This is a genomic window from Nonomuraea sp. NPDC049309 (genome assembly GCF_043196965.1).
In the GTDB taxonomy this organism is placed as follows: Bacteria; Actinomycetota; Actinomycetes; order Streptosporangiales; family Streptosporangiaceae; genus Nonomuraea; species Nonomuraea fastidiosa.
Genome location: NZ_JBICSH010000001.1, coordinates 2,719,211 through 2,746,059 on the forward strand (window position 1 = coordinate 2,719,211; position 26,849 = coordinate 2,746,059).

General features: G+C 71.4%; 24 protein-coding genes and 1 pseudogene. 9 read left to right on the forward strand and 16 right to left on the reverse strand.

Annotation, left to right across the window (positions count from 1 at the left end; translation table 11 throughout):
• Nucleotides 1-151 precede the first annotated feature (151 nt).
• The 6 genes from ACGFIM_RS12020 to ACGFIM_RS12045 all read right to left on the reverse strand — a co-directional run bounded on the left by ACGFIM_RS12020 (nt 152) and on the right by ACGFIM_RS12045 (nt 5,215).
• On the reverse strand, nt 152-1,096 hold the full coding sequence (locus tag ACGFIM_RS12020; RefSeq protein WP_393198651.1) for a VWA domain-containing protein: 945 nt from the start codon (nt 1,094-1,096) through the stop codon (nt 152-154).
• The gene (locus tag ACGFIM_RS12025; protein ID WP_393198654.1) at nt 1,093-2,055 is read right to left on the reverse strand and encodes a DUF58 domain-containing protein; all 963 of its coding nucleotides are present in this window, start codon (nt 2,053-2,055) and stop codon (nt 1,093-1,095) included. The genes ACGFIM_RS12020 and ACGFIM_RS12025 overlap by 4 nt, the downstream gene beginning before the upstream one ends.
• Complete coding sequence (locus tag ACGFIM_RS12030) at nt 2,052-3,083, reverse strand: AAA family ATPase (protein ID WP_393198657.1); 1,032 nt, start codon at nt 3,081-3,083, stop codon at nt 2,052-2,054. The genes ACGFIM_RS12025 and ACGFIM_RS12030 overlap by 4 nt, the downstream gene beginning before the upstream one ends.
• Entirely contained in the window at nt 3,056-3,202 is a 147-nt protein-coding gene (locus ACGFIM_RS12035; protein ID WP_393198660.1) for a hypothetical protein, read from the reverse strand. Before ACGFIM_RS12035 ends, ACGFIM_RS12030 begins: the two co-directional genes overlap by 28 nt.
• A 207-nt stretch (nt 3,203-3,409) precedes the next feature.
• Nucleotides 3,410-4,795, reverse strand: a complete 1,386-nt coding sequence (locus ACGFIM_RS12040) for a glycine--tRNA ligase (protein WP_393198663.1) — start codon at nt 4,793-4,795, stop codon at nt 3,410-3,412.
• Between the two features lie 96 nt (nt 4,796-4,891).
• Nucleotides 4,892-5,215 carry an antibiotic biosynthesis monooxygenase family protein gene (locus ACGFIM_RS12045; RefSeq protein ID WP_393198666.1) on the reverse strand — a complete coding sequence of 108 codons (324 nt, stop codon included), beginning with the start codon at nt 5,213-5,215 and terminating at the stop codon, nt 4,892-4,894.
• 59 nt (nt 5,216-5,274) lie between these two features.
• Between ACGFIM_RS12045 and ACGFIM_RS12050 the strand changes: the two genes are divergently transcribed.
• Nucleotides 5,275-5,658 carry a DUF6703 family protein gene (locus tag ACGFIM_RS12050; protein ID WP_393198669.1) on the forward strand — a complete coding sequence of 128 codons (384 nt, stop codon included), beginning with the start codon at nt 5,275-5,277 and terminating at the stop codon, nt 5,656-5,658.
• A 252-nt stretch (nt 5,659-5,910) separates the two neighbouring features.
• Here ACGFIM_RS12050 and sucD read toward each other — a convergent pair whose 3' ends face one another.
• Complete coding sequence (sucD, locus tag ACGFIM_RS12055) at nt 5,911-6,795, reverse strand: succinate--CoA ligase subunit alpha (RefSeq protein WP_393198672.1); 885 nt, start codon at nt 6,793-6,795, stop codon at nt 5,911-5,913.
• Entirely contained in the window at nt 6,795-7,928 is a 1,134-nt protein-coding gene (gene sucC / locus ACGFIM_RS12060; protein WP_393198675.1) for an ADP-forming succinate--CoA ligase subunit beta, read from the reverse strand. Before sucC ends, sucD begins: the two co-directional genes overlap by 1 nt.
• A gap of 88 nt (nt 7,929-8,016) precedes the next feature.
• Here sucC and ACGFIM_RS12065 point away from each other — a divergent pair, with 88 nt between their 5' ends.
• On the forward strand, nt 8,017-9,270 hold the full coding sequence (locus tag ACGFIM_RS12065; RefSeq protein WP_393198678.1) for an MFS transporter: 1,254 nt from the start codon (nt 8,017-8,019) through the stop codon (nt 9,268-9,270).
• Nucleotides 9,271-9,298: 28 nt separating this feature from the next.
• On the opposite strand, the gene ACGFIM_RS12070 is transcribed toward ACGFIM_RS12065, so the two are convergent.
• The gene (locus ACGFIM_RS12070) at nt 9,299-9,607 is read right to left on the reverse strand and encodes a hypothetical protein (protein WP_393198681.1); all 309 of its coding nucleotides are present in this window, start codon (nt 9,605-9,607) and stop codon (nt 9,299-9,301) included.
• 268 nt (nt 9,608-9,875) lie between these two features.
• On the opposite strand from ACGFIM_RS12070, the gene ACGFIM_RS12075 reads away from it, so the two are divergent.
• Nucleotides 9,876-10,613, forward strand: coding sequence for a GntR family transcriptional regulator (locus tag ACGFIM_RS12075; RefSeq protein ID WP_393198684.1), 738 nt, complete (start codon nt 9,876-9,878; stop codon nt 10,611-10,613).
• Between the two features lie 143 nt (nt 10,614-10,756).
• Entirely contained in the window at nt 10,757-10,933 is a 177-nt protein-coding gene (locus ACGFIM_RS12080; RefSeq protein ID WP_393198687.1) for a hypothetical protein, read from the forward strand.
• Between the two features lie 169 nt (nt 10,934-11,102).
• Here ACGFIM_RS12080 and ACGFIM_RS12085 read toward each other — a convergent pair whose 3' ends face one another.
• The 7 genes from ACGFIM_RS12085 to ACGFIM_RS12115 form a co-directional block, all read right to left on the reverse strand.
• Nucleotides 11,103-12,104, reverse strand: a complete 1,002-nt coding sequence (locus tag ACGFIM_RS12085; RefSeq protein ID WP_393198690.1) for a TerC family protein — start codon at nt 12,102-12,104, stop codon at nt 11,103-11,105.
• Nucleotides 12,101-12,589 carry a hypothetical protein gene (locus ACGFIM_RS12090; protein WP_393198693.1) on the reverse strand — a complete coding sequence of 163 codons (489 nt, stop codon included), beginning with the start codon at nt 12,587-12,589 and terminating at the stop codon, nt 12,101-12,103. Before ACGFIM_RS12090 ends, ACGFIM_RS12085 begins: the two co-directional genes overlap by 4 nt.
• Nucleotides 12,589-14,079, reverse strand: a complete 1,491-nt coding sequence (locus ACGFIM_RS12095) for an Nramp family divalent metal transporter (protein WP_393198696.1) — start codon at nt 14,077-14,079, stop codon at nt 12,589-12,591. Before ACGFIM_RS12095 ends, ACGFIM_RS12090 begins: the two co-directional genes overlap by 1 nt.
• An 80-nt stretch (nt 14,080-14,159) precedes the next feature.
• Nucleotides 14,160-16,274, reverse strand: a complete 2,115-nt coding sequence (locus tag ACGFIM_RS12100; RefSeq protein WP_393198699.1) for an acetate--CoA ligase family protein — start codon at nt 16,272-16,274, stop codon at nt 14,160-14,162.
• A complete protein-coding gene (gene frc, locus ACGFIM_RS12105) occupies nt 16,274-17,497 on the reverse strand; it encodes a formyl-CoA transferase (RefSeq protein ID WP_393199721.1) in 1,224 nt (407 codons plus the stop codon). Before frc ends, ACGFIM_RS12100 begins: the two co-directional genes overlap by 1 nt.
• A 13-nt stretch (nt 17,498-17,510) precedes the next feature.
• The gene (locus tag ACGFIM_RS12110) at nt 17,511-19,181 is read right to left on the reverse strand and encodes a thiamine pyrophosphate-binding protein (protein ID WP_393198702.1); all 1,671 of its coding nucleotides are present in this window, start codon (nt 19,179-19,181) and stop codon (nt 17,511-17,513) included.
• Nucleotides 19,182-19,280: 99 nt separating this feature from the next.
• The gene (locus tag ACGFIM_RS12115; RefSeq protein ID WP_393198705.1) at nt 19,281-20,456 is read right to left on the reverse strand and encodes a molybdopterin molybdotransferase MoeA; all 1,176 of its coding nucleotides are present in this window, start codon (nt 20,454-20,456) and stop codon (nt 19,281-19,283) included.
• Between the two features lie 220 nt (nt 20,457-20,676).
• Here ACGFIM_RS12115 and ACGFIM_RS12120 point away from each other — a divergent pair.
• From ACGFIM_RS12120 to fdhD, 5 genes and pseudogenes are all read left to right on the forward strand, one after another.
• Nucleotides 20,677-20,946 (forward strand): annotated as a pseudogene (locus ACGFIM_RS12120) (ketopantoate reductase family protein); the annotation flags it as partial.
• 260 nt (nt 20,947-21,206) lie between these two features.
• Nucleotides 21,207-23,108 carry a molybdopterin oxidoreductase family protein gene (locus ACGFIM_RS12125; protein ID WP_393198708.1) on the forward strand — a complete coding sequence of 634 codons (1,902 nt, stop codon included), beginning with the start codon at nt 21,207-21,209 and terminating at the stop codon, nt 23,106-23,108.
• A gap of 4 nt (nt 23,109-23,112) precedes the next feature.
• Nucleotides 23,113-24,942 carry an NAD(P)H-dependent oxidoreductase subunit E gene (locus ACGFIM_RS12130; protein WP_393198711.1) on the forward strand — a complete coding sequence of 610 codons (1,830 nt, stop codon included), beginning with the start codon at nt 23,113-23,115 and terminating at the stop codon, nt 24,940-24,942.
• Nucleotides 24,939-25,781: a 2Fe-2S iron-sulfur cluster-binding protein gene (locus tag ACGFIM_RS12135; protein WP_393198714.1), complete on the forward strand. Its 843-nt coding sequence runs from the start codon at nt 24,939-24,941 to the stop codon at nt 25,779-25,781. Before ACGFIM_RS12130 ends, ACGFIM_RS12135 begins: the two co-directional genes overlap by 4 nt.
• Nucleotides 25,774-26,646, forward strand: a complete 873-nt coding sequence (fdhD, locus tag ACGFIM_RS12140) for a formate dehydrogenase accessory sulfurtransferase FdhD (protein WP_393198717.1) — start codon at nt 25,774-25,776, stop codon at nt 26,644-26,646. Before ACGFIM_RS12135 ends, fdhD begins: the two co-directional genes overlap by 8 nt.
• The last annotated feature ends 203 nt before the right edge of the window (nt 26,647-26,849 follow it).

The following is a 26,849-nucleotide window of genomic DNA, read 5'->3' on the forward strand; positions in this document are numbered from 1 at the left end:
GAGCGCGGTGTTCCTCGCGTGCCAGGTGCCCCGTCCGCGCCCGGCACGCCCGCCGCATGCGGGCCGGACGCGCGGCCCGCGCCGGAGGGCCCTGTGGCGACGGCGGTGGGCGGGGTGTGAAAGTCAGGGCCGGACGGTGAGCCGATGCCTTTCATGGCAACCTCGAGAACCACAGCATCGACGTCACCGCCGCCACCAGCCCGCAGATCAGCCCCGCCGCCACGAACCACTGCCAAACCTCCTGCCGCTCGGTGCGATAGCCGACCGAGGTGCCGATGTCCTCGTAGACGGCCTGCAGCTCGTCCCCGCTCGCGGCCTCGTAGAAGCCGCCGCCCGCGGTCTCGGCCAGGCGCTGCAACGCGGGCCCGTCCACGGGGACAGGTACGTCGTGCCCGGACATGCTGATGACGCCGTCCGGGGTGCCGTACGCGATGGTGGTGACCGGGACGCCGCGCGCGGACGCCTCGGCCGCGGCCTCGCCCACGGTGCGGCCGGTGGTGTTGGAGCCGTCCGACAGCAGCACGATGTGCGCGGGCGGCGCCTCCTCCTCGCCGTCGAGCGCGGCGATGGCCTCCAGCGAGGTGTAGACGGCCTCGCCGATGGCGGTGCCCGAGTCGGTGCCGAGGCGTTCGAGCGCGGTCAGTACGGCCTGCCGGTCGGTGGTGGGCGGCACCGCGACGGAGGCCGAGCCGGAGAACGACACGAGCCCGAGGTTGAAGCGTTCCGGCAGGCCTTGGACGAACTGGGTGGCCGCCCGCTTGGCCGCCTCGAACCGGTTGGGCGAGACGTCGGTGGCCGCCATGGACGCGGACACGTCGAAGGCCACCATGATGGTCGCCCGCTCCCGTGGCACGAGCACCTCGGCGGTCGGCCGGGCGAAGCCGACCACGAGCAGCGCGAACATGAGCAGCAGCGCCGCCGCAGGCACGTGCCTGCGCCAGCCGGGCCGGCGCGGCGCGACCTTGTCGAGCAGGTCGTAGTTGGCGAAGCGGACGGCGTACGCGGTCCTGCTGCGCAGCGCGACGATGACGTACGTGACCGCGAGCAGCGCCACCGGGATGAGCAGCAGCAGCCAGAGAGGCGCGATGAGGGTCACGCCGCGTCACCTCCTCCCCCGCCCATGGGCGCGTGCCCGTGCCCGCGGGCGGGACCGGCGGCCAGGGCGGCCAGGCGGCGCTGCCGCATGACGTGCCTGACCAGGTCGCGCACCCAGTCCCGGTCGGTGCGCAGCCGCATGTGGGTCACCCCGGCCCTGCGCAGCCCGGTGGAGACGGCGTCCCGCTGGGCGAGCGCGGCCTCGGCGTATTTGCGGCGCAACCGGGAGCTGCCGGTGGCGACCTCGCGCCGCCGTCCCGACTCGGGGTCGATCACCGTGAGGATGCCGACGTCCGGCAGCGTCAGCTCGCGCGGGTCGATCACCTCGACGGCCAGTACCTGGTGCCGGGCGGTGAGGCGGCGCAGCGGCGCCTCCCAGGTCTCGGGCGTGTCGAGGAAGTCCGACAGGACGACGGCCATGCCGCGCCGCCTGGTCAGCCGCCCGAGCTGTTCGGCGGCGACGCCGAGCAGCGGCTCGGCCACGCCCGGCGGGGTGCGCGGCAGCGCGAACGCCGTCTGGAGCAGCGCCATCAGGTGCGGCCTGCCCGTCCTGGCGGGCAGCGTCCTGACCCCGCCGCCGTGCAGCAGGTGCACGCCGATCCTGTTGCCGGTGCGCTGGGTGAGGAAGCCGATCGCGGCCAGCGCGGAGAGCGCGAGCTCGCGCTTTTCCCTCGCGACCGTGCCGAAGTCCATGCTGGCGGTGGCGTCGAGCAGCGCCCAGACCTCCAGCTCCCGGTCCGCGACCAGGTCACGGACGTGGGGCTCGTTCGTGCGCGCGGTGACGTTCCAGTCCATCCGCCGCACGTCGTCGCCCGGCCGGTACGCCCGCGACTCCGCGGGTTCGCTGCCCGGCCCCGGCACCAGGCCCATATGCTCGCCCTGGAGCAGCCCGTCCAGCCTCCTCGTGATCGTCAGCTCGAGCCTGCGCAGCGCGGGCTCGGCCGTGAGGTACGGCTTCATGCGGCATCCGTCCCTATGTCCGCCTGCCCGTCCGCCCGCTGCCGGGGGGCGACGATGGGCAGGGGCACCGCCGCGACCACGCGGTCCACGACCTGCCGGGGCATGACACCGTCGGCCAGCGCGTCGAAGGAGAGCACCAGCCGGTGCGCCATGACGTCGTGCGCGAGGTCGCGTACGTCCTCGGGCAGCACGTAGTCGCGCCCGCGCAGCAGGGCGAGCGCCCGCCCGGCCGCCAGCAGGCCGAGCGTGGCCCTGGGGCTCGCGCCGAAGGCGAGCTGCCGGCCCACCTCGGGAATGCCGTACCTGACGGGGTCGCGGGTGGCGTACACCAGGCGGACGGCGTACTCGGCGACCGCGTGGTGCACGAAGACCTCCTCGGCCCGGCGCTGGAGGGCGACGACGTCCTCGGGCCCGAGGACGCGCTGCGGCGCGGGCGGGTCCACGCTCATGCGGTAGACGATCGCCAGCTCCTCCGATTCGCTGGGATAGTCCACGTCGATCTTGAGCAGGAAGCGGTCGCGCTGCGCCTCGGGCAGGTGGTAGACGCCCTCGGACTCGATGGGGTTCTGGGTGGCGAGCACCAGGAACGGCCGGGGCACCTCGTACGTGGTGCCGCCGATGCTGACCTGACGCTCGGCCATGATCTCCAGCAGCGCCGACTGCACCTTGGCGGGCGCCCTGTTGATCTCGTCGGCGAGCAGCAGGTTGACCATGACGGGTCCGAGCTCGACGTCGAAGGTCTCGGACGACGGCCGGTAGATCCTCGTGCCGACGATGTCGGCCGGCACCAGGTCCGGCGTGAACTGGATGCGTGCGAACGTGCCGCCGACCACCGTGGCGGTGGTCTCGGCGGCGAGCGTCTTGGCGATGCCGGGCACGCCTTCGAGCAGGCAGTGCCCCTTGGCGAGCACGGCGACGAGCAGGCGCTCGGCCATGTGGTCCTGGCCCACGATCACGCGCTTGATCTCGAACAGGGCGCGTTCGAGCAGTGCGGGGCCGGTCATGGCTGCACGCTCCCGTGGTGGCATTCGTCCACGACGACCCGCGGCTCCAGGGCGGACGGCTCCGGTTCGGCGAACGCGGCGCCGCCCGTCATCATCAGCGCGGCCGCGGCGAGCAGCGTAAGAGCGAAACGTGGTTGACGCATGAATCCCTCGTCCCTCGTATGAGCCAGTGAGCGGCTTCAGGACGGATGTCATCAAGCGACCGCGAAAAGCAGCGTAACCGTCGTCTTTACACGAATTTTCGGTGTACGGCCCCGAGAGGCCGCTCCGGGACGCCGGTCCACGCCCCCACGACGCCAAAGGGCCGCTCGCCACGGCGGCGAGCGGCCCTCAGGGCGACCTTGAGCAGGTCAGTCGTTCAAGTGCCGGCGCAGGTAGGACTCGACGCCCTCGATGGAGATGCGCTCCTGGGCCATCGAGTCGCGCTCGCGGATCGTCACCGCGTTGTCCTGCAGGGTGTCGAAGTCGATCGTGATGCAGAACGGCGTGCCGATCTCGTCCTGGCGGCGGTAGCGGCGGCCGATCGCGCCCGCGTCGTCGAACTCGACGTTCCAGCGGCGGCGCAGCTGCGCGGCCAGGTCGCGCGCCTTGGGCGACAGGTCGGCGTTGCGCGACAGCGGCAGCACCGCGGCCTTGACCGGCGCGAGCCGGTGGTCGAGCCGCATCACGGTGCGCTTCTCCATGACGCCCTTGGCGTTGGGCGCCTCGTCCTCGCTGTAGGCGTCGAGCAGGAACGTCAGCGTGGCGCGGTCGACACCGGCCGCGGGCTCGATGACGTACGGGATGTAGCGCTCGCCGGTCTCCTGCTCGAAGAAGCTGAGGTCGACGCCGGAGGCCTTGGCGTGGGCCGACAGGTCGAAGTCGGTGCGGTTGGCGATGCCCTCGAGCTCGCCCCACTCAGAGCCGGCGAAGTTGAAGCGGTATTCGATGTCGACCGTGCGCTTGGAGTAGTGGGACAGCTTGTCCTTGGGGTGCTCGTAGAGCCGCAGGTTGTCCTTGCTGATGCCGAGGTCGGAGTACCAGCGGTAGCGCTCGTCGATCCAGTACTGGTGCCACTCTTCGTCGGTGCCGGGCTTGACGAAGAACTCCATCTCCATCTGCTCGAACTCGCGGGTGCGGAAGATGAAGTTGCCCGGCGTGATCTCGTTGCGGAACGACTTGCCGATCTGGCCGATGCCGAACGGGATCTTCTTGCGCGCCGACTGCTGCACGTTGAGGTAGTTGATGAAGATGCCCTGCGCGGTCTCGGGCCGCAGCCAGGCGAGGCCGGACTCGTCCTCGACCGGGCCGAGGAAGGTCTTGAGCAGGCCGCTGAACTGCCGGGGCTCGGTGAAGGTGCCCTTGTTGCCGCAGTTGGGGCAGGTGATGTCGGCCAGGCCGCCCTCAGGGGCCTTGCCGTTCTTCTCCTCGTACGCCTCGATGAGGTGGTCGGCGCGGAAGCGCTTGTGGCAGGACAGGCATTCGGTCAGCGGGTCGGTGAAGGTGTCGACGTGGCCGCTCGCGCGCCACACCTCGGGCGCCAGGATGACGGACGAGTCGAGGCCCACGACGTCTTCGCGGGACTGGACCATCGACAGCCACCACTGCCGCTTGACGTTGTTCTTCAGCTCGACGCCCAGTGGACCGTAGTCCCACGACGCGCGCAGTCCGCCGTAGATCTCGCTCGACGGGTAGACGAGCCCGCGGCGCTTGGCGAGGCTGACGATGGTGTCGATGACGTCGGTGCGTCGTGCCATTTTGGTTGATTCTCTTTCCGGCTGGAGGTCGGCGAGGGAAATTGGATGAGCTCCCAGCTTAGGGCACGGCCACCGGCTCTCGCGCGCGACTAATCACTACGTCCCGGAGGGCGCGTCAGGGGCGTCCTGGGCCTGATGGGCGTCCTGCGTATGAACGTCCTCGTACGCGCTGGGCTCGTTGAGCATGAGGATCATCAGCGGATACATCACCATGCGGGCGGCCGACAGGGCCCTGCGATAGAAACCGGCACCCTCCCATTCCGAGATCAGCGCCCACAGGTTGGGCTCGTCGATGGAGCGGGCGAGCCTGCCGCGCCGGTAGCCGGGCTGCTGTGCGAAGGTGTCGAGGATGGTCTGGCCCTGCTTGACGAAGTCCTGGGACTGGGACTCTGGGACGGTGTATCGGATCACGGCGAGCACCCGACCAGCCTAGAGGCGCGGGCCCCACGAGTCGCGCGAACTCCCGTAGGCTTCGCGGCGTGGCCCCTGAGAAGAGGCGCGCGGACAAGCGCGACGACATCCGCGGCGGCAAGCAGCGCCCGCTGCCGCCGGGCGAGCAGTTCTTCACGCCGGGCGCGACCGGGCTGCGCAAGGCGGTGGAGCAGCGCAGCGCGGTGCCGATCACGTATCTGTTCACGCAGGTGCCCCGCTGGGTGACGCCGGCGGTGATGGTGATGCTGCTGCTCGCCGGGTTCGCGGTGACGAACCCGCTCGGCGGGGTGGCGGTGCTGCCGGTGCTCGCGTTCATCGGCTGGCTGGCCTATCTGTCGTGGCCGTCGCTCGGGGCGGGCGGCAAGCTGCTGCGGGTCGCCATGCTGACGTTCATTGTCCTGCTGGCGGCGACCCGCTTCGGCGCGATCTGACGCGTACGGCGCGAGCCGCTGGAAGGCCGCCTCCTCGTCGAGCGCGGCCCGGCACACCGGCACCCCCGGTGATGAGCTCGGGCAGCGGCAGGCCGGTGAACAGGATCGACAGGTCGACGTCGAGCGCGAGCCCTCCGGAAACGCGGATCACGACTCCGGCGTTTTCGGCAGCGCCGTTTTCGACAGGGCCGTTTTCGACAGCGCCGCTTTCGATAGAGCCGCTTTCGATAGGGCCGCTCAACAGGGCCGCTTTCAACAGGCCGCTTTCGGCAGGGCCGAGCGCAGCAGCCGCGCGGTCTCCGATGGCGTCTTCCCCACCCGTACGCCGGCCGCCTCCAGCGCCTCCTTCTTGGCCTGCGCCGTCCCCGAGGAGCCGGACACGATGGCGCCCGCGTGGCCCATCGTCTTGCCCTCGGGCGCGGTGAACCCGGCCACGTAGGCGACGACGGGCTTGGTGACGTGCCGCTCGATGTAGGCGGCGGCCCGCTCCTCGGCGTCGCCGCCGATCTCGCCGATCATCACGATGGCGTCGGTGCCCGGGTCGTCCTGGAACGCCTGGAGACAGTCGATGTGCGTGGTGCCCACGACCGGGTCGCCGCCGATGCCGACGGCGGTGGAGAAGCCGAGGTCGCGCAGCTCGTACATGAGCTGGTAGGTGAGCGTGCCGGATTTCGAGACCAGGCCGATGCGGCCGGCGGAGGTGATGCCGGCGGGGATGATCCCGGCCGACGACTGCCCGGGGCTGATGAGTCCCGGGCAGTTGGGGCCGATGATCCTGGTACGCCCGCGCGCCAGCGCGCGGAAGCGCACGGCGTCGTGCACCGGCACGCCCTCGGTGATGACCACGCAGAGCGGCACGCCCGCCTCGATCGCCTCCTCCACGGCCGAGGCGGTGAAGCGCGGCGGCACGAACACCACCGACACATCGGCCCCGGTCTCGGCGACGGCCGCGGCCACCGAGCCGAACACCGGCACCGTGCGCTCGCCGAAGTCCACCGAGCGCCCGCCCTTGCCGGGCGTCACGCCGGCCACCACGTCGGTCCCCGCGGCGAGCATGCGGGCCGTGTGCCTGCTGCCCTCCACGCCGGTCATGCCCTGCACGAGCACCCGGCTGTCCTTGGTCAGAAAGATCGCCATCACGCACCTGCCGCGAGTCGCGCCGCCGTCTCGGCGGCGCCGTCCATGGTGGAGACCTGGCGTACCGCCGGGTGCCTGGCCTCGCTGAGAATGCGCCGGCCCACCTCGGCGTTGTTGCCGTCGAGCCGTACGACGATGGGCCTGCCGTGGCCGCGGTCGCCGAGGAGCCGCAGCGCGGTGACGATGCCGCCGGCCACGGCGTCGCAGGCCGTGATGCCGCCGAAGACGTTGACCAGCACCGACCGCACGTCGGGGTCGGCGAGGATGATCTCCAGCCCGTCGGCCATGACCTGGGCGGAGGCGCCGCCGCCGATGTCGAGGAAGTTGGCCGGGTCCGCGCCCGCGCCCGCCACCACGTCGAGCGTGCTCATGACGAGGCCAGCGCCGTTGCCGATCACGCCGACCGTGCCGTCCAGCTTGACGTAGTTGAGCCCCTTGGCCCTGGCGCGGGCCTCGAGGCTGCCGGACCGCTCGGCGTACTCCTGCCAGTCGTGCCGGAAGGCGGCGTTGTCGTCGAGCGTGACCTTGCCGTCGAGGGCCACGACGCGCTGGTCGGTGGTGCAGATCAGCGGGTTCACCTCGACCAGCAGCGCGTCCTCTTCGACCAGCACCCGCCACAGCCTCTCCAGCACCTCGGCGGTCTGCTCGGGCAGGCCCGCCGTGGCCGCGAGCAGCCGCGCGGTGCCGGCGTCCACTCCGGTCGCCGGGTCGATCGGCAGTTTCACGATGGCGTCGGGGTCGCGCGCCGCCAGCTCCTCGATCTCCATGCCGCCCTGTGCCGACACCATCGCGAGGTACGCGCCTTCGGCCCGGTCCACCAGGAAGGCGGCGTAATACTCCTCGAACGGCACGATCGCCGGCTCCACCAGCACCCGGTGGGCCGTGTGCCCCTTGATGTCCATGCCGATCACGCGCCCGGCCTCCGCACGGGCCGCCTCCGGCCCCGCCGCCGGTCTGATGCCGCCCGCCTTGCCCCGCCCGCCGGTCTTCACCTGGGCCTTGATGACCACGGGCGTGGCCAGCTCCGCCGCGATCTCGCGGGCCTGTTCCGGAGTGGCCGCGACCCGGCCGGCGGGGACCGGGATCCCGTGACGCCCGAAGAGCTCCTTCGCCTGGTACTCGTACAGGTCCATTCGAGCCTCCTTTGTAGACGGTATACCGTATGGAGTATTCGGCGTCCAGGTCTCGACAGGCTACGGCATTCTGGATATTCCATACTGTATGGAGAATGCAGTTAAGGACTGGCGGGGGCGCTCGTACCTGCCCGGCCCCGTCCCCGCCGACCGCGTGCGCATGTTCCGGCTGGCCCTGGCCTCGATGGCGGTGATCAGCCCGCTCCAGTACGGCTACGCCGCCCTGCACACCCGCCAGGCGGGCGGCCTGATGCCGCTCGCCGTCTGGATCGCCGTCCAGGCCGCGGGCGCGCTGCCCGCGCTGCACCTCGTACGCCGCAGGCGGCTCGGCGTGCGCCCGTGCCTGGCGGCCGGGGCCGCGCTCACCGGGCTCGGCCTGGCCACCGCCGGGCTCACCTCCGGCCCGTCACCCGCCGCGCTCGCCGGGTACGCGGTGCTCGGCGGCCTCGGCGCGGGCCTGGTGTACGGGGTCTGCGGCGAGGTCGTCTCCTCCTGGTACCCCGAGCGCCCCGCCGCCCGCGTCGGCCTCATCACCGGCGCCTTCGGCTACGGAGCGGTGCCGCTGCTGCTGTGGGCAGGGCTGTTCCCCCAGGCCACCGGCGCCGCGTTCCTCGTCACCGCCGCGATCGCGGCGGCCGTGCTCGCCACCGCCGCCCGGCACCTGCGCCTGCCCCCTCCCCTGTGGTGGCCGCAGGACGTGGACCCGCGCAGCCACGCGCTCGACGCGGCCCGCCTGCGCACGGCGCCCGAGCCGGCCAGGCAGTTCGGCCTCGCGCAGGCGCTGCGCACCCGTACGCTGCCCGCGCTCGCGGTGATGCTGGTCTGCGCGGGCGCGGTCTCGCTGCTCGACGTCATCGTGGTCGCCGCCACCGGCGCGTGGGGCGCGGTGGCGCTGCTCGTCGCGCTCAACGGCGCGGGCAGGGCGGTCGCCGTGCGCGCGTCGGAGCTGTACGGCCGGCGGCGGGTGCTGTCCGCCGTGTTCTGCGCGCTGGCCGCCGGTCAGGTGCTGCTCGCGGTGGCCGCCCAGACCGTGCACGAGCGTCCGGGCGGCACGTTTCCGCTCTGGCTCGGCGCGATCGCGGCCGGGCTCGGCGGCGGCGCGTTCTACCCGCTGCTCGCCGGCCTCGTACGCGAGCTGTTCGGCGCCGAGCGGGCCACCGAGATCCACGCCGTGGTCTACAGCGCCAAGGCCGTGGCGGGCGTGGCGGCCGCAGGGCTCGCCTACATCGCGCTGACCGCCCCGGGAGCCGCGCTGCTGGCCGCCGCCGCCCTCGCGGCGCTGCCCGCGCCGGCGATCCCCCGCCTGCGCATCCCCGGCCTGCCCGCCACCATTCCGGCGTGATGGCGGGCGCGGCGGAGAGGGATCCGGATCATCGGCCGAGGACGAAGTAATGGTCGACGGCATCGCGATACTTGCCGCTGCAAAGGGCCACCGACTTTCTGCCGATCGGCGCCACATCACCCAGAACGGTCTTTGTGGCCTTGCCGTTGGAGCAGATGGCGAGCGCTTTCACCCAGCCCACGCCCTTGGTGCAATACGCGTAGGTCTGATGGGGCGAGTAGAACCCGTGCCTGCAGCCGGACGGCGGCGGATCGGCATGCGCGGCGGTCGGGGTAAGGGAGATGAAGGCGATCGCGGCGGTGGCCGATGCGAGGGAAGTGATGATTTTCCTTTTCATGATCGCCAGCGTACGAAGGCCTGATCCGGATTCCGTGCGCGCCGGCCGGTTCTGCGGCTCATCCCGAAGAAAGTGGAGACTCCGCGTTAAGCCGATCCTTTTCTCCGTTGGTACGGCACGGGCCGCTGCCGGCAGGCGGCGGCGAGACATCCGGGGCCGCGCCCGCGATGACGCGCTGTGATGAGGGTCATGGGCGGGAGGGAACCCCAGGACGGTATGCTGTAGGCAGTCGACGAAAAACCGACATTCAGCCCTGGAGACGTGACCCATGTTGCTGTCGGATCAGGCCGGTCAGACGGCGGCCCCGAAGATCCCCCGTCCGGCGACGCTCCGTGAGAGCGTCATCGAGGCTATCCAAGAGCTCATCGTCTCCGGGCAGCTCAAGCCGGGCCAGCACCTCGTCGAGAGCGAGCTGGCCGAACTGCTCGGCGTCTCCAGGCAGCCGGTCCGCGAGGCGTTGCAGCAGCTCAGCGGTGAGGGCTGGGTCGATCTCTTCCCGGGCCAGGGCGCGTTCGTCCACGTCCCGACCGTCGAGGAGGCCGACCAGCTGCTCGCCGTACGCGCCCTGCTGGAGACCGAGTCGGCGCGCCTCGCGGCCAAGAACGCGGGCGAGGACGGCGTGAAGCGGCTGCGCGAGCTGTGCGCGCGCGGCATCGCCGCCGTGCGGTCCGACGACGTCGAGGCCGCCGTCGCCACCAACTCCGAGCTGCACGCGCTGGTCACCGGCCTGTCGGGCAACAAGGTGCTCGCCGAGCTGGCCGCCCAGGTGGCCAGGCGGGTGCGGTGGTACCACACGCCGGTGGCCCGCCAGCGCGGCATGGCCTCGTGGGAGGAGCACTCGGCGCTCATCGACGCCATCGAGGCCGGCGACGAGCGGCGCGCGGCCGAGATCATGCGCGAGCACACCGAGCACACGCGCAGCTCTTATATGAAGCAACGCGAGAACGAGCCGGTCGAGCCGGCCCCGAAGCCGGTGCGCCGCCGCCGCACCCGCAAGACCGGCTGAGCGCCCCTCCCCGGCCGGCGCCCGGCACACCAGGCGTCCGGCCTGCGGTGACGGTCCAGATTGACGCGACGTTCACACAAGCCCACATGCTCCGAAACACCTCGGGCAGAGGATGGAGCCACACCGATTGGAGGTGCATGACGATGAAGGCGTTCTTCCGCTTTCTCCTCAGCGATCCGCCCGGTCAGGCGGCGGACGGCCGGGCCGTCGGCATCGGCCTGAGCGCCGCTCTCAGGAAGCATTACTCCGCCGATGACGCCGACCGCCACCTGCGCGAGTGGAGCACCGGCGCCGACATCCGCAAGAGCCCCCGGCACTGAGCACTCGCACTGGGCACTCGCACTGAGCACTCCCACTGAACACCTTCACTGAGCACCCCCACTGAACACCTTCACTGGGCACCCACCGGACAGAGCCGCCGGCACGATCGGCGACAGGGGGGCGGCCACCCTCGGCCAGCAGCGGCCTCCGCCCCGCGCCCGGCGCGGATCAGCGCTCCCCGGCCGGCTCCGGCTCCTCCGCCGATTCCTCCGGCTCCTCCGCTTTCTCCGCCCTGGCATCGCGTGCCGACTTGATCATGCTGAGCACCGTCGTCACAGCGAGGGTGCCGACGATGACCCCGAGCGACACCAGGATCGGGATCTCCGGCGCCCACGACACCCCGTCGTGGTGCAGGGCCTCCAGGATCAGCTTCGCCCCGATGAACGCCAGCACGACCGACAGGCCCTTGCTGAGGTAGACCAGCCGGTCCAGCAGCCCTCCGATGAGGAAGAACAGCTGGCGCAGCCCCATGAGGGCGAAGGCGTTGGCGGTGAAGACGAGGTACGGCTCCTTCGTCAGCCCGAAGATGGCCGGGATGGAGTCCAGCGCGAACAGCAGGTCGGTGGTCCCGATGGCGATCATCACGATCAGCATCGGGGTGACCATCCTGCGGCCGAGGTGCACGGTCAGGCGGGCGCCGTAGTAGGTGTCCGTGGCCGGCAGCACCCTGCGCACCACGCGCAGCGCGGCGTTCTCGGAGAACTCCGCCTCCTCGTCCCGCTCGCTCATCAGCTTCCACGCCGTGTAGACGAGGAAGGCGCCGAAGACGTAGAAGAGCCAGTCGAACCTCGACACCGCCTCCGCGCCGGCCGCGATGAAGCCGCCCCGCAGGACCAGCGCCAGCACGATGCCGATGAGCAGCACCTTCTGGCGGTACTCCCTGGGCACGCGGAAGCGGCTCATGATCAGCAGGAAGACGAAGAGGTTGTCCGCGCTGAGCGAGTACTCGGTGATCCACCCGGCGAAGAACTCCCCGCCGTGCGCCGGGCCCGGCAGCAGGAGCAGGCCCGCCCCGAAGGCCACCGCCAGGCCGACGTAGAAGCACACCCAGGCCACGCACTCCCGGAAGGAGGGCTCGTGCGGGTTGCGGGCGACGAGGTAGAAGTCGACGGCGAGTACGACGCAGAATCCGCCGATCGTGGCCGCCCAGATCCACAGCGGCAGGTTCACCTACGCGCTCCCTTCCTCGCCTGCATCATCCGGGCGTAACGGATGTACTGGTCGAGCAGCTCCTTGGCGGCGGGGTTGCCGCCGGCCACCCGGACCAGCCAGTGCGGCATGAGCCGCTCGTGCATCCACAGGAAGCCGATCGCGAAACCGAGGCTGATCATCGCCTGGTACGCCAGGAACAGCGGCACGCCGTCGGCCATGCCGGCCCCGGCCACGCTCTCCTGCAGGAGGCGCGAGAGGGGAAAGGCCACCATCCAGTAGAGGCCGACGGGCCCGAACGTGCCCGGCCGGAACACGCGGTGGCCCAGGAGCACGCCGTACAGGCCGCCGAAGAAGGCGAGCGGCGCGGCGAGGGACAGGGCCGACAGCGCGGCCATCGCGATGGGCCGTCCCGCGAGCAGGATCAGCCCACCGGCCATGGCTCCGGCGACGGCTCCGATCGACGCCCCCGGCAGGGCGAGCTCGAAACTGTGCCGTCCGGTCATCAGCCCACGACCACGCCGTAGGCGAACAGGCTGTAGAAGAGCATGCCCAGGTAGAACACCGCGCCCAGCGCGATGATCGCGTTCGCCCACCACTTGGGCCTGATCGGCTTGGGCAGCATGCGGTTGTTCACCAGGAGCAGGGTCACGCAGTACGCGCCCATCGCGAACGTCGACAGGAACGCCAGCGTGTCGAGGATCCCGCTGGGACCGTCGGCGGGGCCGAAGAGCAGGATCAGGATGCCGAAGATGATCACGCCCCAGAGGAAGATGCCGTACAGGCGGGACATGCCCAGCTTCTTCGCACCGGGGATGAAGTTGTAGGTCATGTCGGCCTGGCCGCGCGAGAAGGAGTCGAACAGCCCGAGCGTCGCGTTGAGGCCGATCAGGGCGATGAAGCCGAGGAACACGGTCCCGAGCACCGAGCTGCCCGCCGAGGAGACGGCGCCGGCCATCGCGGTCAGCGCCACCTCGCGGTCGTCGGCCAGCAGCGCCGAGCGCACGGCCGGGTCGATCCGCACCGCCGCCTGGGCGATCACCGTGAAGGAGATGGTGACCAGCATGGTGATGCCCCAGAAGAGCAGCAGCGCGTCGAAGGTGACCCAGCGCCGCCAGCCCTTCCACTTGGCCATCTCGGCCGGGTCGGAGGTGTCGAACATGTACCCGCGGGCCTCCTGCTCCTCCTGGGCGCCCGCGTGGCGCAGCCCGACCACCTTCGGCTGGTGCACGCCCATGCCGGCCCCGGAGTCACGCAGGTGCAGCGTGTACCACATCTGCTGCATGCCCGAAGGACCGGCGAAGGCGCAGGCGCCGACGATGACGGGGAACCAGGTGGCCGTCATGGCCTCAGGAGGCAGGTAGCCGAAGGAGAACATGCCGGTGATCGTGGACACCACGTCTCCCCAGGAGCCGACCATGGCGGCGACCACGGCCGTGCCGAGCACGAGCGCCCCGATCAGCAGGGAGAGCACGTTCTCCAGCAGGTTGTAGATCACCTTGGCGAGGGTGAAGACCACGCCGACGAGGATCAGCCCGGCGATCGCGGTCACCACCCAGGGGATCCCGGTGATCTCCTCGAACGCCGCCGCGCCTGCGGACAGGTGGCCGGGCCAGATGTAGACGGCGATGGCCACCACGAAGAAGAACCACATCAGCGGCTTGAACACCCTGGCCGCGCCGGAGAAGATGCTCTCCCCCGTGGCCATGGCGTAGCGGGCCATCTCCAGCATGACCACGGCCTGGAGCGTGACGCCGATCAGGAACAGCCACCTGATCTCGGGCCCGAACAGCAGCACCAGCCGGGGCCACATGTACGACTCGCCCATGCCCACGCCGAGGGCGACGAGGAACACCGTCGGCCCGATGAGGTGCACCGAGGGAGGCGCGTCGGGGAGCTTCCTGATGGGCATCGGCGCGAGCCGGCCCGCTTTCCATACTCGTTGATCCTCGACCGGCGGCGTGGCCGTCGCCGGTGGTCTGTTCGATGTGTCCACCTACGGACCTCCTGGGGGGTTTGTTGCCTTCCGCTGCGCCCCGAATCGCCCCCTCGCCTGGTACTGCCGCGGCTCGGCTCTCAGCCCAGCAGCCCGGCCGCCCTGGCCCAGCGGTACTTCGCACCGAGGACCGCCACGGGCTTCTCCGTCGTGTACGGGTATGCGACCACGCCGTGCTCGAACAGGTACTCGCAGGCCTCCTCGACCTCGGTGTCCCCGGCCAGTGACGCCACGACCGGCTTGATGTTGCCCTTCGCCCGCTCCTCGGCCACCACGCGGGCGATGAGCTCGGCGAAGACCATCGGCGGCGTCACGATCGTGTGCCAGTAGCCCAGGACCAGCGCGTGGATGCGGTCGTCGGACAGGCCGAGCCGCACCGTGTTCTCGTACGTCCTGGGCGGCTCGCCGCCGGTGATGTCGATGGGGTTGCCCGCCGCTCCGAACGGCGGGATGTAGGCGCGGAACGCCGCGTCCAGGTCGTCGGGGATGTCCATGAGGGTCAGCCCGGCGTCCGCGATGGCGTCGGACAGCAGCACGCCGGAGCCGCCCGCGCCGGTGATGATGACGACGTTCTCGCCCTTGGGCGCCGGCAGGATCGGCAGCGCGCGGGCGTACTCGAGCATGTCGTTCAGCCCGGGGGCGCGCACCACGCCGGCCTGGCGCAGGATGTCGTCGTAGACCTTGTCGTCGCCGGCCAGCGCGCCGGTGTGCGAGCCCGCGGCCCGCGCGCCCATGGCGGTGCGCCCGGCCTTGAGCACGATGACCGGCTTCTGCCGGACCATGCGGCGGGCCGCCTCGACGAAGCCGCGCCCGTCCTTGAGGTCCTCCAGGTGCATGGCCACGGCCTGGGTGTTGTCGTCCTGCTCGAAGAAGGTGAGCAGGTCGTCCTCGTCCACGTCGGCCTTGTTGCCGACGCCGACGATCGCCGACACGCCCATCTTGGTGGTGCGGCTGAAGCCCAGGATGGCCATGCCGATACCACCGCTCTGCGAGGTCAGCGCCACGCTGCCGCGCACGTCGTACGGCGTGCAGAAGGTCGCGCAGAGGTTTTCCGGCGTGTAGTAGTAGCCGTAGATGTTGGGGCCGAGCATGCGCACGCCGTGCCTGCGGGCGATCTCGACGATCTCCTTCTGGCCCTCCACGTTGCCGGTCTCGGCGAAGCCCGACGGGATCATCACCGCGCCCGCGACGCCCTTCCGCCCGGCCTCCTCCAGCGCGGCGGCCACGAACGCGGCGGGGATGGCGAAGACGGCCACGTCCACGTCGCCCGGCACGTCGCCGATGCCCTGGTACGCCTTCAGCCCCATGATCTCGCCGGCCTTGGGGTTGATCGGGTAGATCCGCCCCTGGTAGCCGCCGTTGATGAGGTTGCGCATGACCGAGTTGCCGATCTTGCCGGTCTCTGCGGACGCGCCGATGACGGCGACCGAGCGCGGCTTGAAGATGCGGTTCATCTGCCGCAGGATCTCCTCGCGCGGCAGCCGCTCGGCCTCGGGCGCCGGCTGCCCGATGAGGACCCGCACGTCGGCGGCCACGGCGCCGTTCGCGTCGGCGAAGACCGGGTTCAGGTCCACCTCGACGATCTCGGGGATGTCGGTGACCAGCCGGCCGACGCGCTCGATCAGGCCGGCCAGCGCCCGGCGGTTCGCGGGCTCCGCCCCGCGCGCGCCCTTGAGCACCTCGGCCGCTTCGATGTCGTCGAGCATCGTGAGCGCGTCGTCGCCCGAGACCGGGGCGAGCCGGAAGGTCACGTCCTTGAGCACCTCGACGAGCACGCCGCCCAGGCCGAAGGCCACGACCTTGCCGAAGGTGGGGTCGGTGACGGCGCCGACGATGACCTCGTGCCCGCCGGCGACGCGCTGCTGCACCTGGACGCCGTCGATCGTCGCGTCCGGGTCGTGGGCGCGGGCGTTGGCGATGATCTTCTCGTAGCCCGCGCGCACCTCATCGGCGCTCTTGAGACCGACCAGCACGCCGCCGGCGTCCGTCTTGTGCAGGATGTCAGGGGAAACGATCTTCAACACGACCGGGAACCCGATCTCCCCGGCCAGCCGGACGGCCTCGTCGGCCGAGGTGGCCAGGCCCTCGGCGGGGGTGGCGATGCCGTACTCCTGGCACAGCTCGCGGCCCTCCGGAGCCGTCAGCGCCGTACGACCCTCGGCCAGCGCCTTGTCGATGACGTCCCTGGCAGGCACTAGACGACTCCGTTCGTCTTGAGTTCGGCCAGCTCTTCGGGGCTCACGCCGAGCTCGCCGTAGATCTCCTGGTTGTGCTGGCCGAGCAGCGGCGGGGTGCGGACCTCGACCGGGGAGTCGGAGAGCTGCAGCGGGCTGCCCACGGTGACGAACTCGCCGCGCTCGGGGTGGTCGACGGTGACGACGATGCCCTCCTCGCGCAGGCTCTGGTCCTCCACCAGCTCCTTGGTGGACAGGATCGGGCCGCACGGGATGTTCTCGGCGTTGAGCCGGTCGAGCACCGTCCACTTGTCGTGGCGGATCGTCCACTCCTCGATGAGCTGGAACATCTTGTCCAGCTTGGGCAGCCGGGCCTCCGGCGTCGCCCACTCGGGATCGTCGGCCAGCTCGGGGCGGCCGATGATGTGCGCGATCGGCTTCCAGCCGACCGGCTGGACGATGACGTAGATGTAGTCGTTCGGGCCGCCGGGCGCGCAGCGCACCGCCCAGCCGGGCTGGCCGCCACCGCTGGCGTTGCCCGAGCGCGGCACCTCGTCGCCGAAGGTCTTGTTCGGGTACTCGCGCAGCGGCCCGTGCGCCAGGCGCTGCTGGTCGCGCAGCTTCACCCGGCACAGGTTCAGCACGGCGTGCTGCATGGCCACCTGCACCCGCTGGCCGCGGCCGGTCCGCGTGCGCTGGTAGAGGGCGGCGAGTATGCCGGCGACCGCGTGGATGCCGGTGCCGGAGTCGCCGATCTGGGCGCCGGTGGCCAGCGGCGGGCCGTCCTCGAAGCCGGTCGTGCTCATCGAGCCGCCCATCGCCTGCGCGATCACCTCGTACGCCTTGAACCTGGCGTAACGGCCGGGGCCGAAGCCCTTGATCGAGGCGTAGATGAGGCGCGGGTTCAGCTCCTGGAGGCGTTCCCAGGGGAAGCCCATGCGGTCCACCGCTCCGGGGCCGAAGTTCTCCACCAGGATGTCGGCGCGCCGCACCAGCTCGGTGAAGATCTCCTTGCCGCGCTCGGTCTTCATGTTGAGCGTGATGCTGCGCTTGTTGCAGTTCAGCATCGTGAAGTAGAGGCTGTCGACGCCGGGCACGTCGCGAAGCTGCCGGCGGGTGATGTCGCCGGTCGGGGCCTCCAGCTTGATCACGTCACCGCCCAGCCACGCGAGCATCTGGGTGGCCGACGGGCCCGACTGGACATGGGTCATGTCAAGGACGCGGACGCCTTCGAGGGCCTTCATCTGCACGTTTTCCCTACTTGTACATGGTCTGGTTCATGGTTCCTGGGGCGTAGACCTCTGGGTCGACCCAGACGTTGATGAGCGAGGGCTTGCCGGACTCGCGGGCCCGCTCCAGCGCCGGCCGGATCTCGGCGGGGTCGCGGACCTCCTCGCCGTAGCCGCCGAGCAGCTTGGCGAACTCGCCGTAGCGGACGTCGCCCAGCGTGTTGCCGACGCGGGCGCGGTCCTGTCCGTACTTGGCGGCCTGGCCGTACCTGATCTGGTTCATCGAGGAGTTGTTGCCGATGACGCCGATGAACGGCAGGTCGAAGCGGACCATGGTCTCGAAGTCCCAGCCGGTGAGGCTGAAGGCGCCGTCGCCGAAGAGGCAGAGCACCTCCTTGTCGCGGCGGGCCTGCTTGGCCGCCATCGCGAAGGCCATGCCGACGCCGAGCGTGCCCAGCGGGCCCGGGTCCATCCAGTGGCCGGGCGACTTGGGCTGGACGACCTGACCGGAGAAGGTGACGATGTCGCCGCCGTCGCCGATGTAGATCGTGTCCTCGGTGAGGAAGTCGTTGATCTCGTGGACCAGGCGGTAGGGGTCGATGGGCCTCGCATCGGAGAGCCGGCGGGGCAGCCGCTTCTCGTACGCCTCGGTCTCGACGGCGCGCAGCTCGTCCATCCACTCCTTGCGGCGGGCGGCGCTGTTGTCGATGCGGCCGCTCGCGGCCTGCGCGACGGCCGACAGGATGAGGCCGGCGTCGCCGACGATGCCGAGGTCGATGTCGCGGTTCTTGCCGACGGTGCGGTAGTCGAGGTCGATCTGCACGACCTTGGCCGTCGGCGACAGCCGCTTGCCGTAGCCCATGCGGAAGTCGAACGGGGTGCCGACGATGATGATGAGGTCGGCCTCGGTGAAGGCGTAGCGGCGGCTGAGCTGGAAGTGGTGCGGGTCGCCCGGCGGGAGCGTGCCGCGGCCGGAGCCGTTCATGTACGCCGGCACGTTCAGCGTCCTGACGAAGTCGATGGCCGCGTCGGTGGCCCGGCACGTCCAGACCTGGCTGCCGAGCAGGACGCACGGCTTCTCGGCATGCGCGATCATGTCGGCCAGCCGCTCGATGGCCTCGGGGTCGCCCTGCTGCCGGGTGGAGGCGCGGTAGTGGCCGGGCTCGGGGATGCGCGCCTTGTCCAGCGGCACCTTCGCGTCGAGCACGTCGCGCGGGATCTCCAGGAACGACGGCCCTGGGGCGCCGTGGTAGCACTCGCGGAAGGCCATGGAGACCATGTCGGCCACCCGCTCGGTGCCGGGCACCGTCGCCGCGAACTTGGTGATCGGGCTCATCATGTCCACGTGCGGGAGGTCCTGCAGCGAGCCCATCTTGTGCTGGCTCAGCGCTCCCTGGCCGCCGATGAGCAGCATCGGGCTCTCCGCGCGGAAGGCGTTGGCCACGCCGGTCACCGCGTCGGTGGTGCCCGGCCCGGCGGTCACGACCGCGCAGCCGGGCCTGCCGGTGATGCGCGCGTAGCCGTCGGCCGCGTGTGCGGCCACCTGCTCGTGGCGTACGTCGATGACCTCGATGCCCTCATCGACACAGCCGTCGTAGATGTCGATGATGTGGCCGCCGCAGAGCGTGTAGATCACGTCCACGCCCTCGGCTTTGAGCGCCTTGGCCACGAGATGACCACCGGAGATCGTTTCCGACATCGTGCAACCCTTCCCTGGCGACGAGCCTCGCTGTCTTCCGCATACTGCATACCGTATGAACGCAATGGTTACTCTCTCCGGAAGGGCGTGTCCAGGCCTCTACGGCAACTCGATCAGCTCGACCTGCTCGCCGGACCACCCCGGCGGCACCACGGCCAGCGCGTCCGCCAGCGCCGCGCCCCACAGTGAGCCCGGCCGGTCGTGACCCACCGGGACCGCGCCCCGCCCCGACCGCCTGACCGGCACCAGCCGGGTGTCGCGCGGGTGCGGGCGCACCTCGCCGGAGAGCGCACTCATGTGTGCGGCGGCCGGCGAGCCGGTCAGCTCGCGCAGGATCGGGACGAGCAGCGTCATGGACGCGGCGAGTGCCGCGAACGGGTTGCCGGGCAGGCCCACCACGAGCCGGCCGTCGGCCAGCCTGGCCAGGAGCTGCGGGTGCCCGGGGCGTACGGCGACGCCGTCCACGAGCACGTCGGCCCCCAGCTCCGCAAGCACCGCGCGCAGGTGGTCGGCGGGACCCTTCGACGACGCCCCGCACACGACCACCACATCCTGCCCGCCCCGGGAGCCCTCGTCGCGGAGCGCCCCGGTCTGCAAGCCTCCCGAGAGCGCGGCGCGCAACGGGGCGGCGCCGTCGGGCAGGCGGACGGTCCCGGTCACCCGGCCGCCCGCCCACTCGACGAGGCCGGGCAGGAACGGCCCGATGGCGTCGCGCACCCGGCCCGGCGCGGGCAGCCCGGCGTCCACCACTTCGTCGCCCGTGACCAGCACCGCGACACCCGGACGCGGGCGCACCTCCAGCACGTCGTGGCCGAGCGCGGCGGCCAGCCCGAGCGTCACCGGCGTCACCACCGCCCCGGCGGCCAGCACGACCGCGCCTTCCGGGATGTCCTCGCCCCTGCGCCTGATGTGCTCGCCCGGCTCCACGGGACCGCCGACCACCCCGCTCCGGGACAGGTCCGCGTGCTCGTACGGCATCACCGCCTCGGCCCCGGCCGGCACAGGCGCGCCGGTGGCGACCTCGACGGCCTGCCCAGGCCGCAGCTCGCCGGCGTACGGCGCGCCCCCGGCCAGCACCCGGCCGGCCACGCGCCAGGGTCCCGCGCCTGCGACCGCGTACCCGTCCATCGCCGAGACGTCCGTGCCCGGCACCGCGACCAGCGCGCGCAGCGGTGCCGCCAGCCGGCCGCCGAGGGCCTCTCCGAGCGGCACCGCCACGGGCTTCAAGGGGCTTGCCGCACTCACCGCGAGGGCCCGTGCCGCGGGCCACGTCATCGCTTCCACCACTGGTCCATGCCACAGAACGGCCACGGGCACACTCCTTGACCCTTGTTTTCCATACTGTATTTTCCATACTGCATACCGAATGCACGATGGGGAGTGCCGGCGATCCCGCCGCAAGCACGGGGCCCGAACTACGGCCAGGTCGCCTTCTGGCGACTGCCGCCGCCCCGGGGTGCCGTGCTTACAATCCGACGCGAGAACGGAGCGCAGCATGAAGGTCGCTGTTCCTGGCGCCGGCGCCATCGGCGCTCACGTGGGGGCCGCCCTCCACAGAGCGGGAGCCGAGGTGCACCTCATCGCCCGAGGCGCCACCCTCGAGGCGATACGCCGCGCCGGCGTGCGGGCGCTCTCCCCCAGAGGCGGCTTCACCGCCCATCCCCACGCCACCGGCGACCCCGCCGAGGCCGGCCCGGTGGACCACGCCTTCCTCGGACTCAAGGCCACCGGCCACGCCTCGGCCGGCCCCATGACCCGCCCGCTGCCGCACGAGACCCGCCGGCGAGCCGGACGGCCGGCCGCCGGAGCGGCGCCCGCCGTTCAGCGGAGCCGCCGTCGCGGGCGGGCCGAAGCGCCCGCCGGAGCTCGACGTGCCGCCGGCCGCGGGGGTCGAGCCGGCCGATCCGACAGGAGCGGAGGTGCCGGCCCCGAGGGCGATCCACGCGGTGAGCGACCTGTCGAACGAGCACCTTGTCCGTGCGGTTAGCCCGGAATACCGTAGATTGTATACAGAATGGAGGGATCATGGGATATGACCGCCTGACCCATCCACTGGTACGCGAGAACGGCGTGCTGCGCAAGGCGTCGTGGGAGGAGGCGCTGGAGGCGGCAGCGGAGGGCTTCCGCCGCAACATAGAACGTCACGGCCCCGACAGCTTCGCCATGCTGTCGTGCGCCCGGTCCACCAACGAGATGAACTACATCGGGCAGAAGTTCACCCGCGTGGTCATCGGGACCAACAACGTGGACTCCTGCAACCGCACCTGCCACGCCCCGAGCGTGGCCGGCCTGTCGGCGGTGTTCGGCAGCGGCGGCGGCACCTCCTCCTACCAGGAGGTCGAGGACACCGACGTCATCGTGATGTGGGGATCGGCGGCCCGCAACGCCCACCCCATCTTCTTCCAGCACGTGCTCAAGGGCATCCGCAAGGGCGCCAGGATGTTCGCCGTCGACCCCCGCCGCACCGGCACCGCCCAGTGGGCCGACCTCTGGCTCGGGCTCAACGTCGGCACCGACATCCCCCTCGCGCACGCCATCGCCCGCGAGATCATCCACGCCGGGCTGCACAACAAGGCCTTCATCGAACGGGCCACCGTGGGCTTCGAGGAGTTCGCCGAGTCCGTCGAGCCGTGGACGCTGTCAGCGGCCGAGCAGGTCACCGGCGTGCCCGCCGGCGCCATCCGCGAGCTGGCCCACGCCTACGCCCGCGCCGACCGCGCCCAGCTGTGCTGGACGCTCGGCATCACCGAGCACCACAACGCCACCGACAACGTCCGCGCGCTGATCAACCTGGCCCTGCTCACCGGCCACGTCGGCCGCTACGGCTCCGGCCTGTCGCCACTGCGCGGCCAGAACAACGTGCAGGGCGGCGGCGACATGGGCGCCATCCCCAACCGCCTGCCCGGCTTCCAGGACATCCTCGACCCCGCCGTACGCGCGCGCTTCGAGGCCGCGTGGGGCCGCCCCATCCAGCCCCGCTACGGCTACCACCTCACCCAGATGCTGGAGGCCATGGGCGAGGGCAAGGTCACCACCTGCTACATGATCGGCGAGAACCCGGTGCAGTCCGAGGCCGACTCCCTCGCCTGCATCAAGCGCCTGTCCATGCTCGACCACCTGGTCGTTCAGGACATCTTCCTCACCAAGACCGCCCAGATGGCCGACGTCGTGCTGCCCGCCGGCGCCGCCTGGTGCGAGGCGGAGGGCACGTTCACCAACAGCGAGCGCCGCGTCCAGCGGGTGCGCAAGGCGCTCGACCCGCCCGGCGAGGCCCGCGACGACATCTGGATCGTCTGTGAGATCGCCCGCAGGCTCGGCCACGACTGGCACTACGACAGCGCCGAAGAGGTCTGGAACGAGCTGCGCTCCCTGTCGCCCATCCACCGCGGCATGACGTACAAGCGGCTGGAAGAGCACCAGGGCATCCAGTGGCCGTGCCCGTCGGAGGACCGCCTGGAGCCGCCCTTCCTGCACGGCCGGCTGTGGGAGACCGACCCGGCCAAGCGGGGCGACCCCGCGCCGTTCGCGGTGCTGCGCCACTCGCCGCCGGTCGACCTGCTGGACGAGGAGTACCCGCTGCGGCTGACCACCGGGCGGCGGCTCGACTCCTACAACACCGGCGTGCAGTCCTCCGGCTTCCCCTCGCCGCTGCGCCGCGGCGAGACCATCGAGCTGTGCCCGGAGGACGCCGAGAAGCTCGGCGTCGTCCAGGGCGAGGAGGTCCGGATCAGCTCGCGGCGCGGCTCCGTCGTCGCCCCCGTGCACATCGACCCCGGGCTGCGGCCGGGGCTGGTGTTCATGTCGTTCCACTTCCCCGACGAGGTGGACACCAACTCCCTGACCATCGAGGCCACCGACCCCGTCGCGGGCACGGCCGAGTTCAAGGCCGCCGCGGTCAGGGTCGAGAAGCTCGTCAAGGCCGGGTGAGCAGATGGACCTGAGATTCCGCGACGCCAAGCCCACCGACGAGGAGCGCGCGGCGGTCGACGACCTGCTCGGGCCGCCGCCCACCGCCTGGACCGGCGGCACCCGCACCGAGACCGACCTGCGGGTCGCCGCCAAGCCCGAGGACGCCCGCGACATGCTGCTGCCCGCGCTGCACGCGGTCAACGACCGGGTCGGCTGGATCAGCGAGGGCGCCCTCGACTACATCTGCAGGCGGCTGACCGTCCCGCCGGCCGAGGCGTACGGGGTGGCCACGTTCTACTCGCTGTTCTCCGTCGAGGAGCGGCCCAAGCGGGTGCTGCACGTCTGCACCGACCTGGCCTGCCAGGCCAGGGGCGGGCAGGCCGTACGGGACCGGGTGCGCGAGCGCTTCGGCCCGCCTGGCGCCGACTGGCACGAAAGCCCCTGCCTCGGCCTGTGCGAGCGAGCCCCCGCCGCGCTCGCCCTGGAGGCCGGTGTGCCGCACCGGGCCGAGGTGTACGCCCCCGCCACCCCCGACACGATCACCACCATCACCGGCACCGTGCCCGCCTCCAACGGCCACGCACCCGCCGTGCACATCGCCGGCGAGACGCCCGTCGAGAAGGCGGTGCCGCAGGCCGGCGACCCGGACCTCGTGCTGCTGCGCAGGATCGGGCAGGTCGATCCGGCCAGCCTCGACGACTACCGGGCGGCCGGCGGCTACACCGCGCTGCGCCGCGCCTTCGAGCTCGGCCCCGCCGGAGTGATCCGCGAGGTGCTGGAGTCGGGGCTGGTCGGCAGGGGCGGCGCCGCCTTCCCCACGGGGCGCAAGTGGGAGGCCACCGCCCGCCGGCCCGACCACCCCCACTACCTGGTGTGCAACGCCGACGAGAGCGAGCCCGGCACGTTCAAGGACCGGGTCGTGATGGAGGGCGACCCGTACGCGCTCATCGAGGCGATGACGATCGCCGCGTACGCCACCGGCTGCGCCAAGGGTTACCTCTACATCAGAGGCGAATACCCGAGGGCCACCGCGCGGCTGCAGCACGCCATCGCCACCGCGCGCTCGCGCGGGCTGCTCGGCGACGACATCCTCGGCAAGGGGCTGTCGTTCGACATCAAGCTGCGCAGGGGCGCGGGCGCGTACATCTGCGGCGAGGAGACCGCGATCTTCAACTCCATCGAGGGACGGCGCGGAGAGCCCCGCAGCAAGCCGCCCTTCCCCGTGGAGAAGGGCCTGTTCGGCAAGCCCACCGTGGTCAACAACGTCGAGACGCTGGTCAACGTGCTGCCGATCCTGGAGCGCGGGGCGCAGGCGTACGCGGCGGCCGAGCCCAAGCTGTTCTGCGTCTCCGGCGCGGTCGAGCGGCCCGGCGTGTACGAGCTGACCTTCGGCGCCACCCTGCGCGAGCTGCTCGACATGGCCGGCACCACGGGCACCACCAGGGCCGTGCTGCTCGGCGGGGCCGCCGGGGCGTTCGTCACCGACCTCGACATCCCGCTCACCTTCGAAGGCACCAGGAACGCCGGCGCCACCCTCGGCTCCGGTGTGGTGCTCGTCATCGACGACGGCGTGGACCTCAAGGCGCTGCTGCTGCGCATCGCGGAGTTCTTCCGCCACGAGTCCTGCGGGCAGTGCGTGCCCTGCCGGGTCGGCACCGTACGGCAGGAAGAGGCCCTGCGACGCCTCGCCCGCCGCGTCGATCCGAACCGGCCGCGCGGCGCCGACGACCCCGACCTGGTGCTGCTGCGCGAGGTCGGCCGGACCATGCGCGACGCCTCCATCTGCGGCCTCGGGCAGACCGCCTGGAACGCCGTCGAATCGGCCATCGACCGTCTGGGAGTGTTCACATGATCCCGCTCCAGCCGCCCCGCCGGCTCATCGACGTCGAGATCGACGGTGAGACCGTACGCGTGCCCGAAGGCTCCACGATCCTCGACGCCTGCCAGGCGGCGGGCAAGGACATCCCCACCCTCTGCTACGGCGACACCCTCATCCCGAAGAACGCCTGCCGGGTCTGCGTCGTGGAGGTGGAGGGCGCGCGGACACTCGCACCCGCCTGCTCCAGGAAGGCCGAGCCGGGCATGAAGGTCGGCACCGACACCGAGCGCGCCCGGCACAGCCGCAAGGTCGTGCTCGAACTGCTCGGCTCCTCCGCCGACCTGTCCACCACGCCGCGCGCCGCCGAATGGACCGAGGAGTACGGCGCCGACCCCGCCAGGTTCGGCGACGACGCCGCCACCGTCGAGCAGCCCGCGAAGATCGACAACGACCTGTACGTCCGCGACTACAGCAAATGCATCCTCTGCTACAAGTGCGTGGACGCCTGCGGCGACCAATGGCAGAACTCCTTCGCCATCTCCGTCGCCGGGCGCGGGTTCGACGCCGAGATCTCCACCGAGTTCGACGCCCCGCTCACCGACTCGGCCTGCGTCTACTGCGGCAACTGCGTCGAGGTCTGCCCCACCGGCGCGCTGTCGTTCAAGACCGAGTACGACATGCGCGCCGAAGGCACCTGGGACGAGTCCCGCCAGACCCGGACCACCACCATCTGCAGCTACTGCGGCGTCGGCTGCAATCTCACGCTCCACGTCCAGGACAACAGGATCGTCAAGGTGACCTCGCCGCACGACAACCCCGTCACCAGGGGCAACCTCTGCGTCAAGGGGCGCTTCGGGTACGGCTATGTCTAGGGTCACCGTCAAGCGGCGCATCCTCCGCGTGACGGACGCCGCCCGCGTCCGCAAGGTCGACGCGCTGGCCGCCGAAGAGCCGCTGGAGATCCGGCTCAACGGCACCCCGCTCACCGTCACCATGCGCACGCCCGGCGACGACTTCGACCTCGCGGCCGGCTTCCTCGTCAGCGAGGGAGCCGTCGCCTCGCCCGGCGACATCGCCACCATCCGCTACTGCGCCGGGGCCACCGTCGACGGCCGGAACACCTATAACGTCCTCGACGTGCGGCTCGCCCCCGGCGTGCCCGAACCCGAGCCGCGCAACTTCTACACCACCTCCTCGTGCGGCGTCTGCGGCAAGGCGTCGCTCGAGGCCGTACGCACGGTGGCACGCTGGAGCCCCGCCGACGACCCGGTCGAGCCGGCGCAGACGACCGTCGCGAGCCTGCCGGACCGGCTCCGCGCCGCCCAGCGGGTCTTCGACAGGACCGGGGGCCTGCACGCGGCCGGCCTGTTCACGGCCGACGGCGAGCCGCTGTGCGTGCGCGAAGACGTCGGCCGGCACAACGCCGTCGACAAACTCCTCGGCTGGGCGCTGCGCGAAGACCGGCTGCCGCTGCGCGGCACCGTGCTCATGGTGTCCGGGCGGGCGTCGTTCGAGCTGGTGCAGAAAGCCGTCATGGGCGGGGTGCCGGTGCTCGCCGCGGTCTCGGCGCCCTCCTCGCTCGCCGTCGAGCTGGCCGCCGACGAGGGACTGACGCTCATCGGGTTCCTGCGCGGGAGCTCGATGAACGTCTACACGGGTGAACACCGGCTGCGCGCCCGTGCGAGCGTCACCTCGGGCGCCGGCAACGGCTCTGCCGGCGCGCTCTCACCGGAGTGATGAAAGGGGATGCCGCACGACCCGCCGGGCCCCCAGCGGGATCGTGCGGCAGCCCTGCGCCTCCCTTTCGAGGGCCGCACGCCATGCGGCGGGGCGGGCTCGCTGGAGTACCGGCCGGTGTCGCCCGCGTCACTGCCCCACGCGCCCTGGCCACTCCCGGATCCCCTGGGGCCGCAGCCGTGCGGTGAGAGGGGTGTGCCACT